The 15,209-nt window shown below is 70.5% G+C and carries 13 protein-coding genes; 1 reads left to right on the top strand and 12 read right to left on the bottom strand.

The window, feature by feature from the left end; genetic code table 11:
- Positions 1–34: 34 nt before the first annotated feature.
- The 11 genes from SRB17_RS06070 to SRB17_RS06020 form a co-directional block, all read right to left on the bottom strand.
- A complete protein-coding gene (locus tag SRB17_RS06070) occupies positions 35–370 on the bottom strand; it encodes an RNA polymerase-binding protein RbpA (protein ID WP_003957010.1) in 336 nt (111 codons plus the stop codon).
- A gap of 231 nt (positions 371–601) precedes the next feature.
- Positions 602–838: a preprotein translocase subunit SecG gene (gene secG / locus SRB17_RS06065; protein ID WP_323375058.1), complete on the bottom strand. Its 237-nt coding sequence runs from the start codon at positions 836–838 to the stop codon at positions 602–604.
- Positions 839–946: 108 nt separating this feature from the next.
- Complete coding sequence (gene tpiA, locus SRB17_RS06060) at positions 947–1,723, bottom strand: triose-phosphate isomerase (protein ID WP_153535139.1); 777 nt, start codon at positions 1,721–1,723, stop codon at positions 947–949.
- A 5-nt stretch (positions 1,724–1,728) separates the two neighbouring features.
- Entirely contained in the window at positions 1,729–2,940 is a 1,212-nt protein-coding gene (locus tag SRB17_RS06055; protein ID WP_153535137.1) for a phosphoglycerate kinase, read from the bottom strand.
- 144 nt (positions 2,941–3,084) lie between these two features.
- Positions 3,085–4,092, bottom strand: a complete 1,008-nt coding sequence (gene gap / locus SRB17_RS06050; protein ID WP_069781521.1) for a type I glyceraldehyde-3-phosphate dehydrogenase — start codon at positions 4,090–4,092, stop codon at positions 3,085–3,087.
- Positions 4,093–4,458: 366 nt separating this feature from the next.
- Positions 4,459–7,422 (bottom strand): M14 family metallopeptidase, encoded by a 2,964-nt coding sequence (locus SRB17_RS06045; protein ID WP_153535135.1) that lies wholly within the window; start codon positions 7,420–7,422, stop codon positions 4,459–4,461.
- Positions 7,423–7,596: 174 nt separating this feature from the next.
- Positions 7,597–8,586, bottom strand: a complete 990-nt coding sequence (gene whiA, locus SRB17_RS06040; protein ID WP_067125808.1) for a DNA-binding protein WhiA — start codon at positions 8,584–8,586, stop codon at positions 7,597–7,599.
- Positions 8,577–9,674: a gluconeogenesis factor YvcK family protein gene (locus SRB17_RS06035; RefSeq protein WP_153535133.1), complete on the bottom strand. Its 1,098-nt coding sequence runs from the start codon at positions 9,672–9,674 to the stop codon at positions 8,577–8,579. Before SRB17_RS06035 ends, whiA begins: the two co-directional genes overlap by 10 nt.
- A complete protein-coding gene (gene rapZ / locus SRB17_RS06030) occupies positions 9,671–10,690 on the bottom strand; it encodes an RNase adapter RapZ (RefSeq protein WP_153535131.1) in 1,020 nt (339 codons plus the stop codon). Before rapZ ends, SRB17_RS06035 begins: the two co-directional genes overlap by 4 nt.
- Positions 10,687–12,783 carry an excinuclease ABC subunit UvrC gene (uvrC, locus tag SRB17_RS06025; RefSeq protein WP_153535129.1) on the bottom strand — a complete coding sequence of 699 codons (2,097 nt, stop codon included), beginning with the start codon at positions 12,781–12,783 and terminating at the stop codon, positions 10,687–10,689. Before uvrC ends, rapZ begins: the two co-directional genes overlap by 4 nt.
- Before the next feature lie 68 nt (positions 12,784–12,851).
- The gene (locus tag SRB17_RS06020) at positions 12,852–13,226 is read right to left on the bottom strand and encodes a hypothetical protein (RefSeq protein ID WP_194293909.1); all 375 of its coding nucleotides are present in this window, start codon (positions 13,224–13,226) and stop codon (positions 12,852–12,854) included.
- A 269-nt stretch (positions 13,227–13,495) separates the two neighbouring features.
- Between SRB17_RS06020 and SRB17_RS06015 the strand changes: the two genes are divergently transcribed.
- A complete protein-coding gene (locus SRB17_RS06015; protein ID WP_153535127.1) occupies positions 13,496–14,443 on the top strand; it encodes a hypothetical protein in 948 nt (315 codons plus the stop codon).
- Between the two features lie 112 nt (positions 14,444–14,555).
- Here the strand turns inward: SRB17_RS06015 and SRB17_RS06010 are convergent, their stop codons facing one another.
- A complete protein-coding gene (locus SRB17_RS06010; RefSeq protein ID WP_153535125.1) occupies positions 14,556–14,984 on the bottom strand; it encodes a Rieske (2Fe-2S) protein in 429 nt (142 codons plus the stop codon).
- Between the last annotated feature and the right edge of the window lie 225 nt (positions 14,985–15,209).

Genomic DNA, 15,209 nt, shown 5'->3' with positions numbered 1-15,209 from the left:
CAGGCACATCGAGGCGCCCGGCCGGTGTCAAGTGCTAGATCTCGCCCCGCAGTTTGGCGAGCGCCTCGGCGAGGATCGCCTCCCCGTCCGCGTCGCTGCGCCGCTCCCGTACGTACGCGAGGTGCGTCTTGTACGGCTCGGTGCGCGGCGGGTCCGGCGGGTTGTCCCGGTCCTGTCCGGCCGGGAAGCCGCAGCGCGGGCAGTCCCAGGTGTCGGGAACCTGCGCGTCGCTGGCGAAGCTCGGCTGCGTCTCGTGCCCGTTGGAGCACCAGAAGGAGATGCGCAGCCGCGGCGCGGACTCGCCGCGCTCGGCCTCGCCCATCGGCCCCGCCCCGACCCGGCTTCCTCGGATCGCGTTGCCACTTGCCACGGTCGTAACTCCCTGCGTAATGGTGCCGCGAAGCGAGTCGGCGTTCCGCTTCGCTGCGAGCGCCTCAGTCTACGTAAGGCCCAACGCGCGTCCAGTGATTGGAGTTACACGGGCCCCGCTCCCAGACGCAAGCCCCATGATAGGCCGCGCCCAGGAGCGCGTACCGAACATGGGGCCTTACGTACCGAATATGCGTGATGTGCGAGCTGCGCGGAGTGTCAGCTGTTCGCGTCAGCTGTTCGTCTTCATCAACATGCCGAGGACGATGATGCACGCGAACCACCCCAGGCCGACCACGATGGTGATCCGGTCCAGGTTGCGCTCGGCGACCGAGGAGCCGCCGACGGAGGACTGCATGCCGCCACCGAACATGTCGGAGAGGCCGCCGCCCTTTCCCTTGTGCATCAGCACCAGCAGCATCAGCAGCAGGCTGAAGACGATCAGGGCGATCGAGAACCCCAAAACCACGGCTGGACCAACTTCCTCGGATTCGGATGGACGACGGGGGCACAGCATGTCGGCTGTGCCCCCGCAAGGGTACGACGTATCGCCGCTACCGCCTACTCACAGCGTGCGTCACTGATCGCGGAAGCGCACGATCTTGACGAACTCGTCGGCGTCCAGCGAGGCGCCGCCGACCAGGGCGCCGTCGATGTCGGCCTGCGCCATGATCTCGGCGACGTTGCCGGCCTTCACGGAGCCGCCGTACTGGATGCGGATCTTGTCGGCCACGTCCTGGGAGTACAGCTCGGCGACCTTGGCGCGGATGGCGGCGCAGACCTCCTGGGCGTCCTCGGCGCCGCAGACCTTGCCGGTGCCGATGGCCCACACGGGCTCGTAGGCGATCACGACGGTCTCGGCCTGCTCGGCCGGAAGGTCCTTCAGACCGCCCTCGACCTGGGCGAGGGTGTGGGCGACGTGGTTGCCCGCCTCGCGGACGTCGAGCTCCTCGCCGACGCACAGGATCGGGGTCAGGCCGTGCTTGTAGGCGGCCTTGACCTTGGCGTTCACGAGTTCGTCGCTCTCGTCGTGGTACTGGCGGCGCTCGGAGTGGCCGATGACCACGTAGGTGCACTTCAGCTTGGCCAGCATCGGGCCGGAGATCTCGCCGGTGTAGGCCCCGGAGTCGTGCTGCGAGATGTCCTGGGCACCGTACTTGATCTTGAGTTTGTCACCGTCGACCAGGGTCTGCACCGAGCGCAGGTCGGTGAAGGGGGGCAGGACGGCGACCTCGACGGCCTCGTAGTCCTTGTCGGCCAGGGCGAAGGCGAGCTTCTGGACGTGCGCGATGGCCTCGAGGTGGTTGAGGTTCATCTTCCAGTTGCCCGCCATCAGCGGCGTGCGCGTGCTCATCGAGGTCAGTCCTCCAGTGCGGCGAGGCCGGGGAGCGTCTTGCCCTCGAGGTATTCGAGGGAGGCGCCGCCACCGGTCGAGATGTGGCCGAATGCGTTCTCGTCGAAGCCGAGCGTACGCACGGCGGCGGCGGAGTCACCGCCGCCGACGACGGTGAAGCCGTCCGAGTCGACGAGGGCCTGGGCGACGGCCCGGGTGCCTCCGGCGTAGTCGGGGTGCTCGAAGACGCCCATGGGACCGTTCCAGAAGACGGTCGCGGCGTCGGCGAGCTTCGAGGCGTACAGCTCTCGGGTCTTCGGGCCGATGTCCAGGCCCTCCTGGTCGGCGGGGATCTTGTCCGCATCGACCACGTCGTAGTCGGCCGGCGCCTTGGTCTTCAGGTCCGGGAACTCCCGGGAGACCAGGACGTCGACGGGAAGCACGAGCTCGACGCCCAGCTTCTCGGCGCGCTCCATGTACTCGGTGACGGCCGGGATCTGGTCCTCCTGCAGGAGGGAGATGCCGACCTCGTAGCCCTTGGCCTTGAGGAAGGTGTAGGCCATGCCGCCGCCGATCAGCAGCCGGTCGGCCTTGCCGAGCAGCTGGTCGATGACGGCGAGCTTGTCGGAGACCTTGGCGCCGCCGAGCGCGACGACGTAGGGGCGCTTGACGTCCTCGGTGAGCTGCTTCAGGACGCCGACCTCGGTGGCGATGAGGTGGCCGGCGTAGTGCGGCAGCCTGGCCGGGAGGTCGTACACGGAGGCGTGCTTGCGGTGGACCGCGCCGAAGCCGTCGCCGACGTAGACGTCGGCCAGGGCGGCGAGCCGGTCGGCGAACGCGCCGCGCTCGGCGTCGTCCTTGCTGGTCTCGCCGGGGTTGAAGCGCAGGTTCTCCAGGACGGCGACATGCCCGTCGCTGAGGCCCGCGACCGTGTCCTGGGCGGAGGGGCCCACGGTGTCGGCCGCGAAGGCCACGGCGGAGCCGAGGAGTTCACCCAGGCGGGAGGCGGCCGGCGCGAGGGAGAACGCGGGGTCCGGGGCGCCCTTGGGGCGGCCCAGGTGCGAGGCGACGACCACCTTGGCGCCCGCGTCCGCGAGGGCCTTGACGGTGGGCAGTACGGCGCGGATCCGGCCGTCGTCGGTGATGGTGCCGCTGTCCAGCGGCACGTTGAGGTCGGCGCGGACGAAGACCCGCTTGCCGCTCACGCCGGCGGCGAGAAGTTCGTCGATCGTCTTCATTGAGTGGACTCCAAAGGAGGGCTCGTGGTGCACCTGATCGTAAAAGGACGTGGTCCGTACGCGAGACAGGGCCCGGACAGCGCGGCGGTGCGCTGCCCGAGCCCTGCTCTCACATCAAGGTCCTGCTGCCGCTCTTCGCGGCGATCAGAGCTGGTTGCCGACGAAGACCGTGAGGTCGACGAGGCGGTTGGAGTAGCCCCACTCGTTGTCGTACCAACCGATGACCTTCACGTTCTTGCCCTCCTGGACCATGGTCAGGGAGGAGTCGAAGGTGCAGGACGCCGGGGCGTTGACGATGTCGGAGGAGACGATCGGGTCCTCGGTGTAGTCGAGGAGGCCCTTCAGCTCGCCCTCGGCGGCCTTCTGGAAGGCGGCGTTGACCTCTTCCTTGGTGACCTCGCGGCCGAGCTCCACGACCAGGTCGGTGACCGAGCCGGTCGGGACCGGGACGCGCATGGCGATGCCGTCCAGCTTGCCCTTGAGCTGCGGCAGCACCAGGGCGGTGGCCTTCGCGGCACCGGTGGTGGTCGGGATGATGTTCTCCGCGGCGGCACGGGCGCGGCGCAGGTCCTTGTGCGGGAAGTCCAGGATGCGCTGGTCGTTCGTGTATGCGTGCACCGTCGTCATCAGGCCCTTGACGATGCCGAAGTTCTCGTCGAGGACCTTCGCCATCGGGGCCACACAGTTGGTGGTGCAGGAGGCGTTGGAGATGACGTGGTGGTTCGCCGGGTCGTACTTGTCCTGGTTGACGCCCATCACGATGGTGATGTCCTCGTCCTTGGCCGGAGCCGAGATGAGGACCTTCTTGGCGCCACCGGCGATGTGCTTGGCGGCGTCTTCCTTCTTCGTGAAGATGCCGGTCGACTCGATGACGATGTCGACGCCCAGCTCGCCCCACGGGATGTCGGCCGGGTTGCGCTCGGAGAGCACCTTGATGGTGTGGCCGTCGACGGTGATGGTGTCGGCGGTGTGGGAGACCTCCTGCTTGAGGCGACCCAGGATCGTGTCGTACTTGAGCAGGTGAGCGGTGGTCGCGGTGTCACCCAGGTCGTTGACTGCCACGACCTCGATGTCCGCCCCCTGCTCCAGCAGCGCGCGGAAGTAGTTACGCCCGATGCGGCCGAAGCCGTTGATGCCTACGCGGATCGTCACGAACCGATCTCCTCGTTGGTACGCCGGCCATGCGGTGCCGGCGAGCTCTGTTTGGGATGTCCCCGACCACCACCGACCCTACCTCTCTGAGGGCCCCGGGGTGACATCGAGATGGCCCATACACGGGCAGGCGGTCCGTACCCGTCAGTAGGGGTACGGACCGTGCCGGAACGGCAGTGGATTCACTCGTATTTAGTACGGAATGCCGGGCGATTTTTGCGTCGTCTTCACTCGTTCGTGAGCGGGTCGGCTCACTTGATCAGGACCCCTTGCGCGCACCGTTGAGACGACTCCCGCTCACCTGTTGGAACAAGGGGAGCGGGATCTGTCAACGTGGCGGCCCTCACCCGTCGGGTGTGGTGACCCTCACCCGCCGAGCGCCGCGAACGCCTTCCTCACCAGGGCTGCCCGGTCGGCCGCCGACGACACCTGTTCCAGGCCGAAACCGAGCAGCACGGTGTCGTCCGTGGTGACCGCTCCGTACGTCTGGAACAACGCCCCGGAACGCGCCCAGTCCTTCAGCACCGGCGGGCTGCCCGCGGGCGGTCCGGCCACGTGCCAGGCGCCCAGGGACGACTCGAATCCCTCGGTCTCCTTCGCCGTCCCGCCGACGACGAGCGAGGCGTCGTCCGCGAGCACGCCGTGTCCGCCGGTGCCCGGGTCGGTGATGTAGCCGATCGAGACCTCGACGGACTTCCCGGCGTACGCGCTCAGGTCGAAGGTGACCTGCTGCCAGCCGCCGGAGCTGCCGGTGAGGCTGTTCCAGGAGCCGGTCGTGCCGGTCGCGGTGCAGGCGCCCGCCGCGAGCGTCAGATAGTGCTTCAGCCACGGATGCTCGGCGATCAGGAACCCTTGCCCGCAGTCCGCCGGTACGGCCGCCTTCGTGGCGCCCCCGGCCTCCGGCAGCGTGGTCCAGTCGTCGGCGCCCACGGTGTGCGCCTCGACCACCGCATGGTCGTAGCCCGGCTCGGTGTCCCACAACAGCCGGGTGGTGAGGGCCGGCTTGTCGGCGGCGTCGACACCGCTGAGGTCGATGGTGCGGGTGAGGCGCTTATAGGCGTCGTCAGTGTGCACCGCGGCGGCCATGTACGAGCCGGAGTACGGCCCGTAGGGGCTGACCGTCCCGGTGAACCGGCCCGCGCCCGCGCTCTTGAACTGCGGATACGCGGACACCGGAAGCTCCTCGGAGGTGACGCCGTAGGTGCCGGCCTTGTCGAGGGGGTTGCCGGGCGCGTCGCCGAGGGCGCCGGAGTAGCCGTCCAGGGCACCGGTGCCGGTGAGGCCGGTGGCTCCCTTGGTCGACGTACGGCTGTAGGCGCCCAGGTAGTACTGGCTGAAGTCGTCCGAGAGGGTGCCGTCGCCGAGGTCGACGCTGCCGCCGGCCAGCTCACCGGCCTCGATCAGCTTGCCGCCCTCGTTGAGGTAGGCGCGCAGCTGGAGCTGGGTGGCGTTGCCGGGGCCGACGGCGCCCGAGTAGTGCACGACCGTCTTGAAGTGCTTCAGTACGCCGAGCGCGTCCGGGGCGCCCTGGGTGGCGACGTCCCACACGAGCGCCCGGTGCCCGGCCGCCCTCAGCGCGTCCACGTACTTCTGCGCCTGCGTGGCGGCCGCGCCCTCCTCGGCGACGACGAGCGTGTCGGCCTTCGGCCGCTCGGCGACGGTGTACGTGAAGTGCGAGCTGGAGACCTTCCTGCCGCCCTTCGTCTCGCCGGTGAACCACACCTCGACCTTGTCGCCCGGCTCGGCGCCGTGCACCGTGGCCCGGTACTCGTCGAAGTACAGGTCGTCCTGGCCGCCGTAGGTCGTGCCGCCCTTCCAGTGCCGGAGCGCCCGTGCGTGCGTACGGCCGCCGTCGACGCGGTACTTCAGCTCCTTGTCGTGGATCGCCTTGCGGACGACGACGGAGACCTGCTGGTCCGCGCCCCGGGCGTACGACGTGGGGAACGCGGCCGGGGTGAAGTCGGCGGCGCTCAGCCCGACCGAGGAGACCGGCCGGTCCGGGTGCACGGCGGTCTCGGCGACGGAGAGCGCGAACGGGATGTTCTTGGCGAACTCCTGCTGGATCAGCTTCTCGTCGTCGGGGAAGTTGAAGACCGACTGGCAGTCCTCGGGCCTCCAGGCGTCGTTCGGGTCGATCTGCGACGCGGTCTGACAGGTCGACATCTCGGGGGTGAACATCGCGATGCCGTTGACGTTCGACGCGTGCCCGTCCGCCTCGCCGTTGGTGGTGTACAGCTCCGAGGAGACCTGCGAACGGTAGCCCGGGATGGCCGGGTCGTCCGGGGTGCCGGCGAGCGCCTTGTAGAGGACGTCGTCCGGGGTGGGCGTGGCGACCTGCCAGCCGACGCCGTAGAGGAGGAGTTCGGCGGCGGAGTGGTAGTTGACGGCATACCTGAACCCGACGCGTTTCTCGAAGCCGTCCAGCGCCTTGGTCTCGGGCTCGGACTCGGGGCTCGCGCCGCGGTAGGTCTCGCTGGTGGGCTCGGGGGACGAACCCTCGTCGTCGTAGCCCCACTTGTAGGGGAAGTTGCGGTTGAGGTCGACGCCGTCGCCCGTGCCGATGACCCCGTCGCCGTTGACGTCCCGCAGGTTCTTGCGCCACAGGCGGGTCGTGGGGTTCTTGAACGTGTAGTCGTAGCCGTCGGGGTTGGCCGAGATGACGAACCACAGCTCGGTGGAGTCGACGATCTTCCGGATGCGCTTGTCCGTCTTGTAGCGGTCCAGGTAGTAGTGCATCAGACGCCGGGTCATCTCCGGTGTGATCCACTCGCGCGCGTGCTGGTTGGACAGATACAGCACCGACGGCTTGGAGCCGTCCTTCGTCTTCCTGGCCTCCCTGGTCAGTTTGAGGGCGAGGATGTCCTGGCCGTCGACGGTCTTGCCGATGGACTCGACCTTGGTCAGGCCGGGGTTGGCCTGGGCGGTGCGGAGGATCTCCTCCTTGAGCCCGCCGTTGCCGCTGTACGGGCGGAACACGCCCTGGGACGCCTTCTCGGTGCGCGCCTCCGCCGTGGCCGGGACGGTGTGCTCGGTCAGGTCGACGCCCTGTGCGCGGAGTTTCGCGGCCTGCTGGTCGGTGAGGTAGACCTCGACCGGGGACTTCCCGGTCTTGCCGCCTCCGGTGACCTGCTCGGCGAGTTCCTCGCCGTCCTGGCCGGCCTTGAGGAGCAGCGGGATCTGCTGCTTGGTGACGTCGGCTCGGAACACCTTGACCGCGTCCGGGTCGGACGTCGCCGGACTTCCGCTCTGCGCCTGGGCCACGGGTGCGAGGCTCGCTCCGCCGATCAGGAGCGCGCCGACAGCGAGGATCGATCTCGCTCTGTGTCTCATGAACCCCCCTAGCGGTGGTCCGCCACAGCGGCGAACGGTTGCCAGGTTCATGCCACCTCTTGATCGAGTCAAGAGCGCCTCATAGCCATGCAAATGAGGGGCTGTCAGGTACACGAAGGCCGGCACCCAGGCCCCAACTGGGCCTGGGCACCGGCCTGTTGGCGTGCGGACGGGTCAGCCGGCCAGGTTGTCCGCCAGCTCCTCGGAGAGGTTGGCCTCCGTACCCGGGATGCCCAGGTCGGCGGCGCGTTTGTCGGCCATGGCCAGCAGTCGGCGGATACGGCCCGCGACCGCGTCCTTCGTCAGCGGCGGGTCGGCGAGCGCGCCCAGCTCCTCCAGCGAGGCCTGCTTGTGCTCCATGCGCAGGCGTCCGGCGGCGGCCAGGTGCTCGGGGACCTCCTCGCCGAGGATCTCCAGGGCGCGCTGCACCCGGGCGCCGGCGGCCACGGCGGCCCGGGCCGAGCGACGCAGGTTGGCGTCGTCGAAGTTGGCGAGCCGGTTGGCCGTGGCCCGCACCTCGCGGCGCATCCGGCGCTCCTCCCAGGCGAGCACCGACTCGTGCGCGCCGAGCCGGGTCAGCAGCGCGCCGATCGCGTCGCCGTCGCGGACGACCACCCGGTCCACGCCCCGCACCTCGCGGGCCTTCGCGGCGATCGACAGCCGGCGGGCGGCACCGACCAGCGCGAGCGCGGCCTCCGGCCCCGGGCAGGTCACCTCCAGGGAGGACGAGCGGCCGGGCTCGGTCAGCGAGCCGTGCGCCAGGAAGGCCCCACGCCAGGCCGCCTCCGCGTCACAGGTGGCCCCGGAGACCACCTGCGGGGGCAGGCCCCGGATCGGGCGGCCCCTGCCATCCACGAGCCCCGTCTGACGGGCCAGCTGGTCACCGCCCGCGACGACCCGCACGACATAGCGCGAGCCGCGGCGCAGCCCGCCCGGCGCCATCACGATCAGCTCGGAGCTGTGGCCGAAGATCTCCAGGATGTCCCGCTTGAGACGGCGGGCCGCCATCGCGGTGTCCAGCTCCGCCTCGATCACGATGCGCCCGCTCACCAGGTGAAGGCCGCCGGCGAACCGCAGAATGGCGGAGACCTCCGCCTTCCTGCAGCAGGTCCGGGTGACGGGAAGCCGGGAGATCTCGTCCTTCACCGCTGCCGTCATCGCCATGGGCCGATCCTTCCATGCATCCGAAAAATACGGTCGTACGCGGCGGCCAACAGCTCCGGGTCGTGCCGGGGTGTTCCGTCGGTCCGGGCCACCGGGGCCAGCTCGATCGCGGCTCCCAGCCGTTTGGCGGCCTCGGTGAGCGAGTCGCGGTCGGGCACAGCGGCCTCGTCGGCCAGCACCACGTCCAGGGCGAGTTTAGGGGCGTGTCGGCCCAAAACCTCCAAATGACGCTGCGGGGAGAAGCCCTCGGTTTCTCCCGGTTGCGGGGCGAGGTTCAGCGACAGCACCTTGCGAGCCTTGGTCTCGGTGAGGGCGTCCAGCAGCTCGGGGACGAGCAGATGCGGGATCACCGAGGAGAACCAGGAGCCGGGACCGAGCACCACCCAGTCCGCGTCGCGGACCGCCGCCACGGCCTCGGGCACGGCCGGCGGGTCGTTCGGCACCAGGTGCACCGACTGGACCTCGCCGGGCGTCAGGGCGACGTTCGCCTGCCCGCGCACGGTGTCCACGTCGTCCGGGCGCTCCGGGTCGTGCCCCTTGACCAGGGCCTGCAGCTCCAGCGGCACGGCGGACATGGGCAGCACCCGGCCGTGCGCACCGAGCAGCTTGCCGACCAGGTCCAGGGCCTGGACGTGGTCGCCGAGCTGCTCCCACAGGGCGACGATCAGCAGATTGCCGACCGCGTGCTCGTGCAGATCGCCCTTGGACTGGAAGCGGTGCTGGATGACCCGGGCCCAGGTCTGGCCCCACTCGTCGTCGCCGCACAGCGCGGCCAGTGCCTTGCGCAGATCGCCGGGCGGCAGCACGCCCAGCTCGTCGCGCAGCCGACCGCTGGACCCGCCGTCGTCGGCCACGGTGACGACGGCGGTGAGGTCCCCGGTGATCCGGCGCAGCGCGGCGAGGGAGGCGGACAGGCCCATGCCGCCGCCGAGCGCGACCACCTTGGGCTGTGCGCCCCGGCGGCGGGGCCGGCCGCCGCGGGCCTCGGCGGGGCGGGCCACCCCGGCCGCCTCGGCCGTGGCACGGCTCGAACGCCCCTCGGGCACCATCCGGCGCAGCCTGCCGAGCCGCCGTGTACGTTCCGTCATTCCCGTCCCATGTCCCGGTGCACGACCACCGTCTCCACACCCTCGGCCGCGAGGCGCGCGGCGAGCTTCTCCGACATCGCGACCGAGCGGTGCTTGCCGCCCGTACAGCCGATGGCGATGGTCACATACCGCTTGCCCTCACGCCGGTAGCCGGCCGCGATCAGCCGCAGCAGTTCGGCGTACCGGTCGAGGAAATCCTTCGCGCCGGGCTGGTTGAAGACATACGCCGACACCTCCTCGTTCAGGCCGGTGAACGGGCGCAGCTCCGGGACCCAGTGCGGGTTGGGCAGGAACCGCATGTCCGCGACCAGGTCGGCGTCGACCGGGAGGCCGTACTTGAAGCCGAAGGACATCACCGTGGCCCGCAGCTCGGGCTCCTCCTCGCCGGCGAACTGGGCATCCATCTTGGCGCGCAGCTCGTGCACGTTCAGGCTGGAGGTGTCGATCACCAGGTCGGCGTCGCCGCGCAGCTCGCGCAGCAGGTGCCGCTCGGCCGCGATGCCGTCGACGATGCGGCCGTCACCCTGCAGCGGGTGCGGGCGGCGCACCGACTCGAAGCGGCGGACCAGGGCCTCGTCGGAGGACTCGAGGAAGACGATCCGCCGGGTGACGCCCCGGGTGTCCAGGTCGGCGAGGGACTCGCGCAGATTGTCGAAGAAGCGCCGGCCGCGCACGTCCACGACGACCGCGATCCGCGCCACGTTGCCCTGCGAGCGGGCGCCCAGCTCCACCATGGTGGGGATGAGGGCGGGCGGGAGGTTGTCCACGACGAACCAGCCGAGGTCCTCCAGACACTTCGCCGCCGTCGACCGTCCCGCTCCGGACATGCCGGAGATGATCACCAGTTCGGGGATGGCCGCTTCCGGGCCCGCGGCCGGCGTACCGTCCGTGCTCACCTGTGCTCCGTTTTCCTGGGCCGCGGGCTGCTCTCCCGCCGCGGGGTGCGGCTGATTCCGCCCCGCTTCCTTGTGGGCCCGATCTCGCTCCGCTGTGGGCTGTGCGTCGTGCTCCGTCATCTCTCCTGCCCCCGTCGTTCGTCCGGGGGGCCCGCGGTCACGGGCTCCCCCGAGGAGCCCGCCGTCGAATCGGGCTCCTCGTCCTCAATGATCTCTCCGGTCGCCGTGTTCACGGCGGGTGCGGCCGGGGCCGCCTGGGCGAGGGCCACGGCGATGGTCTCGGCCGTCTTCCGGCCTATCCCGGGCACCTCCTGGATCTGTTCGATTGTGGCGGACCGCAGCTTCTTCACCGAGCCGAAATGCTTGATGAGCGCCTGTTTGCGGGTATCGCCGAGGCCGGGGACCTCGTCCAGGGGGCCGGCCCGGAAGCGCTTGGCGCGTCTGGTGCGCTGGTAGGTGATCGCGAACCGGTGGGCCTCGTCACGCACGCGCTGGAGCAGATAGAGACCCTCGCTGGTGCGGGGCAGGACCACCGGATCGTCGTCGCCGGGCAGCCAGACCTCCTCCAGGCGCTTGGCGAGGCCGCACACGGCGATGTCGTCGATGCCCAGCTCGTCCAAGGCGCGCCGGGCCGCCGCGACCTGCGGCTGCCCGCCGTCGACCACGACGAGCTGCGGCGGATAGGCGAACTTCTTGGGACGGCCGTCGTCGTCCTTGAGGGAGTTGGCGATCTCGTCCGTGCCGGTGAGCGTGCCCTCGCCGTCGGTGAGGGCGTCCTCGGTGCCGGAGCCGTCGGCCCACTCCCCCGTCCTCTCCTTCTCCGCGAGGTAGCGCCTGAAGCGGCGGGTGATCACCTCGTGCATGGAGCGGACGTCGTCCTGACCGGCGAAGCCCTTGATCTGGAAGCGGCGGTACTCGCTCTTGCGCTGCAGGCCGTCCTCGAAGACGACCATGGAGGCGACCACGTCGTCCCCCTGAAGATGCGAGATGTCGTAGCACTCGATGCGCAGCGGGGCGCTGTCCAGGTCGAGTGCCTCGGCGATCTCCTCCAGGGCGCGCGAGCGCGTGGTCAGGTCGGAGGCGCGCTTGGTCTTGTGCAGTACGAGCGCCTGCTGGGCGTTGCGCTGCACGGTCTCCATGAGCGCCTTCTTGTCGCCGCGCTGCGGGATGCGCAGTGAGACGTTCGCCCCGCGGCGGCCGGTCAGCCACTCCTGGACCGGCTCCACGGGCTCGGGCAGCGCCGGGACCAGGACCTCCTTGGGGACGGCGTCCCCGGTCTCCTCGCCGTAGAGCTGCTGCAGGGCGTGCTCGACCAGGGCGCCGGTGGTGATCTCCTCGACCTTGTCGGTGACCCAGCCGCGCTGGCCGCGCACCCGGCCGCCGCGCACATGAAAGATCTGCACGGCCGCCTCCAGCTCGTCCTCGGCGACGGCGATGAGGTCGGCGTCCGTCGCGTCGGCGAGCACGACGGCGTTCTTCTCCATGGCCTTCTTCAGGGCCTCTATGTCGTCGCGCAGCCGCGCCGCCCGTTCGTACTCCATCTCCTCGGCCGCCTCCCTCATCCGGCTCTCCAGACGGCGGAGGTAGGTGCCGGTGCGGCCGGCCATGAAGTCGCAGAACTCCTCGGCCAGCTCCCGGTGGTCCTCGGGACTGATCCGGGCGACGCAGGGGGCGGAGCACTTGCCGATGTAGCCGAGCAGGCAGGGGCGGCCGGTGCGGGCGGCGTTCTTGAACACGCCGGCCGAGCAGGTGCGCACCGGGAACACCCGCAGCAGCAGGTCGACGGTGTCCCGGATGGCCCACGCGTGCCCGTACGGCCCGAAGTACCGGACGCCCTTCTTCTTGTGACCGCGCATCACCTGCACGCGCGGGAACTCCTCGTTCATGGTCACCGCGAGGTACGGGTAGCTCTTGTCGTCGCGGTACTTGACGTTGAACCGCGGGTCGTACTCCTTGATCCAGGAGTACTCCAGCTGAAGGGCCTCGACCTCCGTGGACACCACGGTCCACTCCACAGACGCGGCGGTGGTCACCATCGTCCGGGTGCGCGGGTGCAGGTTCGCCAGGTCCTGGAAGTAGTTCGCCAGGCGCTGGCGCAGGCTTTTCGCCTTTCCGACGTAGATCACCCGGCGGTGCTCGTCACGGAACCTGTACACCCCGGGGGAGTCCGGGATCTCACCCGGCCTGGGGCGGTAGCTGGAGGGATCGGCCATGTCTCACACCCTACTGGCGAGCACCGACACCGCGTCGGGCCTGTGGACAACGCCCGCGCTCGCGCCGCTCAGCTGTCCACAGCCCATCGGGTGTCCGTGGGCGGCAGGCCCGTGCCGATCACCTGCCGGATGATCCGGAACGCCTCGTCGAGCGGCACGGTGTCCTCGTCCGGGTACGTGTCGCACTGCCCGTTCGCGAGCCGGAATCCTCCGCTCGCCCCTCCGGAGTCCGCGGAGACGGCGTGGGCTCCCGGATCGTCCTCTCCGTCGAGAAGCATCACCAGCGCGCGTTCGGTGTTGCTCAGCACCGACAGCAGGCGCCCGGTGGACCCGGTCAGCCAGGATTCGAGACGGCCCCCGGCGATCCGCCGCCGGAGCACGGCCACCGCCTCCTCCGCCGTCACGGCCGTGCGCTCACCGTCGAAGGCCCAGGTCTCCGTCACACGTCGATCTTCCCACCGGCAGGCCGGGCGGGCGTGACCCTCGCCGCCGCGGAGCCGCCGCCCGGCCAGGGATCGTCGTGGCGGGTTCGAGGTGTTGTCGGGGTCTGGTCAACACGCTTCAATGCGGGGGAACTCGGGGCCGTGCACGCACGCGTACAGGCGTGGCGTGCGCAGCCAGGGGCGTCCACGACGCCCACGGGGGTGGCCCCGCACACCAGCGCAGGCGGTCTGACCAGCCGTAGCGACACCTCATAGAAAGGCGCCCCGGCATGCGGCATGCCACAGAGCACGCGCACGTCCCCACCGCGGAACTGGACACGGCCCTGCGGGGCGGCCCCTTCCATGTGGCGCTGCGCGCCGCGATCGCCGCACGCGGGCTGCCGCTCCAGCGCGTCCAGCACCATCTGTCCCGGCACGGGGTCAGGGTCGGCGTGACCAGCCTGAGTTACTGGCAGCAGGGTGCCCGCCGCCCCCAGCGCCCGGAGTCGCTGCGGGCCGTCCGGGCGCTGGAGGAGATCCTCCAGCTGCCGGACGAGTCACTGATCCGGCTGCTCGCCGAGGCCGACGGGCGCGCGGCGGCCGGCCGCCCCGCGGGACGCTCCTACCGCTCCCTGATCGCGGCCTCGGACGTCCTGGACCGGCTCCGCGCCGAGCTGGGGTGGTCCCTCGACGGCGGGCTGCACACCCTGGGCCACCACGAATGCGTCCGCATCGGCGCCCGGCGCGAGCTGACGGCCCGCGAGGCCCACCACATCGTGCGGGCCCACCGCAACGGCGTCGACCGCTTCGTCGCCGTGCACCACGGCGACCCGGGCTGCCGACCGCACGACATCAGGGTGCGGGCGCTGGAGAACTGCCGCACCGGACGCGTCCGCTGGGACCAGGACACCGGCGTGCTGGCCGCGGAGCTGCTGTTCGACACCCGGCTGCGCGCCGGCGACACCTTCCTCTTCCGGTACGGCATCGAGGACGGCACCGCCGGGCCCTGCCGCGAGTACTTCCACCGCTTCGGCTTCCCCGGTGGCCAGTACGCCCTCCAGGTGCGGTTCGACGCGGCCGCGCTGCCGGCCCGCTGCCATCGCTTCACCCAGCACTCGACTGCGGCCCCCCGCAGCAGCCACCACGAGCTCCCGGTCATGGGCCCCCACCACTACGTCCACGTGGTCGAGCCGCGGATCCGCCCGGGGATCGTCGGCATCGGGTGGGAGTGGGAATGACATCGCGTCCGATGCAAGCCTGTCAGCGCGCTTCGGACCCGTCGCGAGGGTGACGGCCGGGGCTCACGGGGCGGGGGGTACGTCGGGCGGGTGGGTGCCAAGTGCTGTCCGTTCAGGCGCCCGGACCGGCGATGATCCTGCCGTTCGTGGTCTTCACGGGCAGCTCGGCCAGAGGCTCGGTGGCGGGCGACTGGACCACCTTGCCCGTGACGGCGTCGAACTGGCTGCCGTGGCAGGGACAGATCAGGGTCGTCCCCTGGAGCTTGTTGATGGGGCACCCCGCGTGCGTGCAGATCGTGCTGTAGGCCTTCAGCGCGCCGTTCCGGTCGCGGCTGACGACGACGTTGTGGTCCCGGTAGAGCTTGGCGCCGCCCTTCGAGACCTCGCTCTCGGCGCCGAGGTCCACCGGCGCGGTCGGGGTGGCCGCGGCCGAGCCACCCTGGCCCGGACCCGCGCACGCGGCCAGGCCGAGCCCGGCGGCCGGGGCCACGGCGGCCCCTCGAAGGACGGTACGACGGCGTGCGGACGGTCGGGCGGGCATCTGGAACTCCACTGCTCAAGGGGTGTGCAGGGCGACGATACCCGGGCACAAGGGCCGGCTCAGAGGCGGGGCGGTGACTGTGGGAAAAGGCGCCCGGAGCGTCAGTGAGGAACGTGGGGGCGATGGCGGGAGGACTCGGAACGAAGTCGCGTAAACGCTTGCGCAAGCGTTTACGCGAAGGCAGTCGATGGGATACCGTCCCGGCCTGAAGGACCGCGCTCGATC

Origin of the sequence: Streptomyces sp. RB17 (genome assembly GCF_009604455.1) — a bacterium.
Lineage (GTDB): Bacteria > Actinomycetota > Actinomycetes > Streptomycetales > Streptomycetaceae > Streptomyces.
Note: the sequence above shows the minus strand (reverse complement) of the source record. Positions and strands in the feature narration are given on the sequence as shown.

Bases quoted from the DNA above. Each gene is read 5' to 3' on its own strand.
- rapZ (WP_153535131.1), bottom strand. From the start codon at position 10,690: ATGACGGAGCACGACGCACAGCCCACAGCGGAGCGAGATCGGGCCCAC.
- tpiA (WP_153535139.1), bottom strand. From the start codon at position 1,723: ATGAGCACGCGCACGCCGCTGATGGCGGGCAACTGGAAGATGAACCTC.
- SRB17_RS06055 (WP_153535137.1), bottom strand. From the start codon at position 2,940: ATGAAGACGATCGACGAACTTCTCGCCGCCGGCGTGAGCGGCAAGCGG.
- whiA (WP_067125808.1), bottom strand. From the start codon at position 8,586: ATGGCGATGACGGCAGCGGTGAAGGACGAGATCTCCCGGCTTCCCGTC.
- SRB17_RS06035 (WP_153535133.1), bottom strand. From the start codon at position 9,674: ATGACGGAACGTACACGGCGGCTCGGCAGGCTGCGCCGGATGGTGCCC.
- SRB17_RS06010 (WP_153535125.1), bottom strand. From the start codon at position 14,984: ATGCCCGCCCGACCGTCCGCACGCCGTCGTACCGTCCTTCGAGGGGCC.
- SRB17_RS06015 (WP_153535127.1), top strand. From the start codon at position 13,496: ATGCGGCATGCCACAGAGCACGCGCACGTCCCCACCGCGGAACTGGAC.
- SRB17_RS06045 (WP_153535135.1), bottom strand. From the start codon at position 7,422: ATGAGACACAGAGCGAGATCGATCCTCGCTGTCGGCGCGCTCCTGATC.
- uvrC (WP_153535129.1), bottom strand. From the start codon at position 12,783: ATGGCCGATCCCTCCAGCTACCGCCCCAGGCCGGGTGAGATCCCGGAC.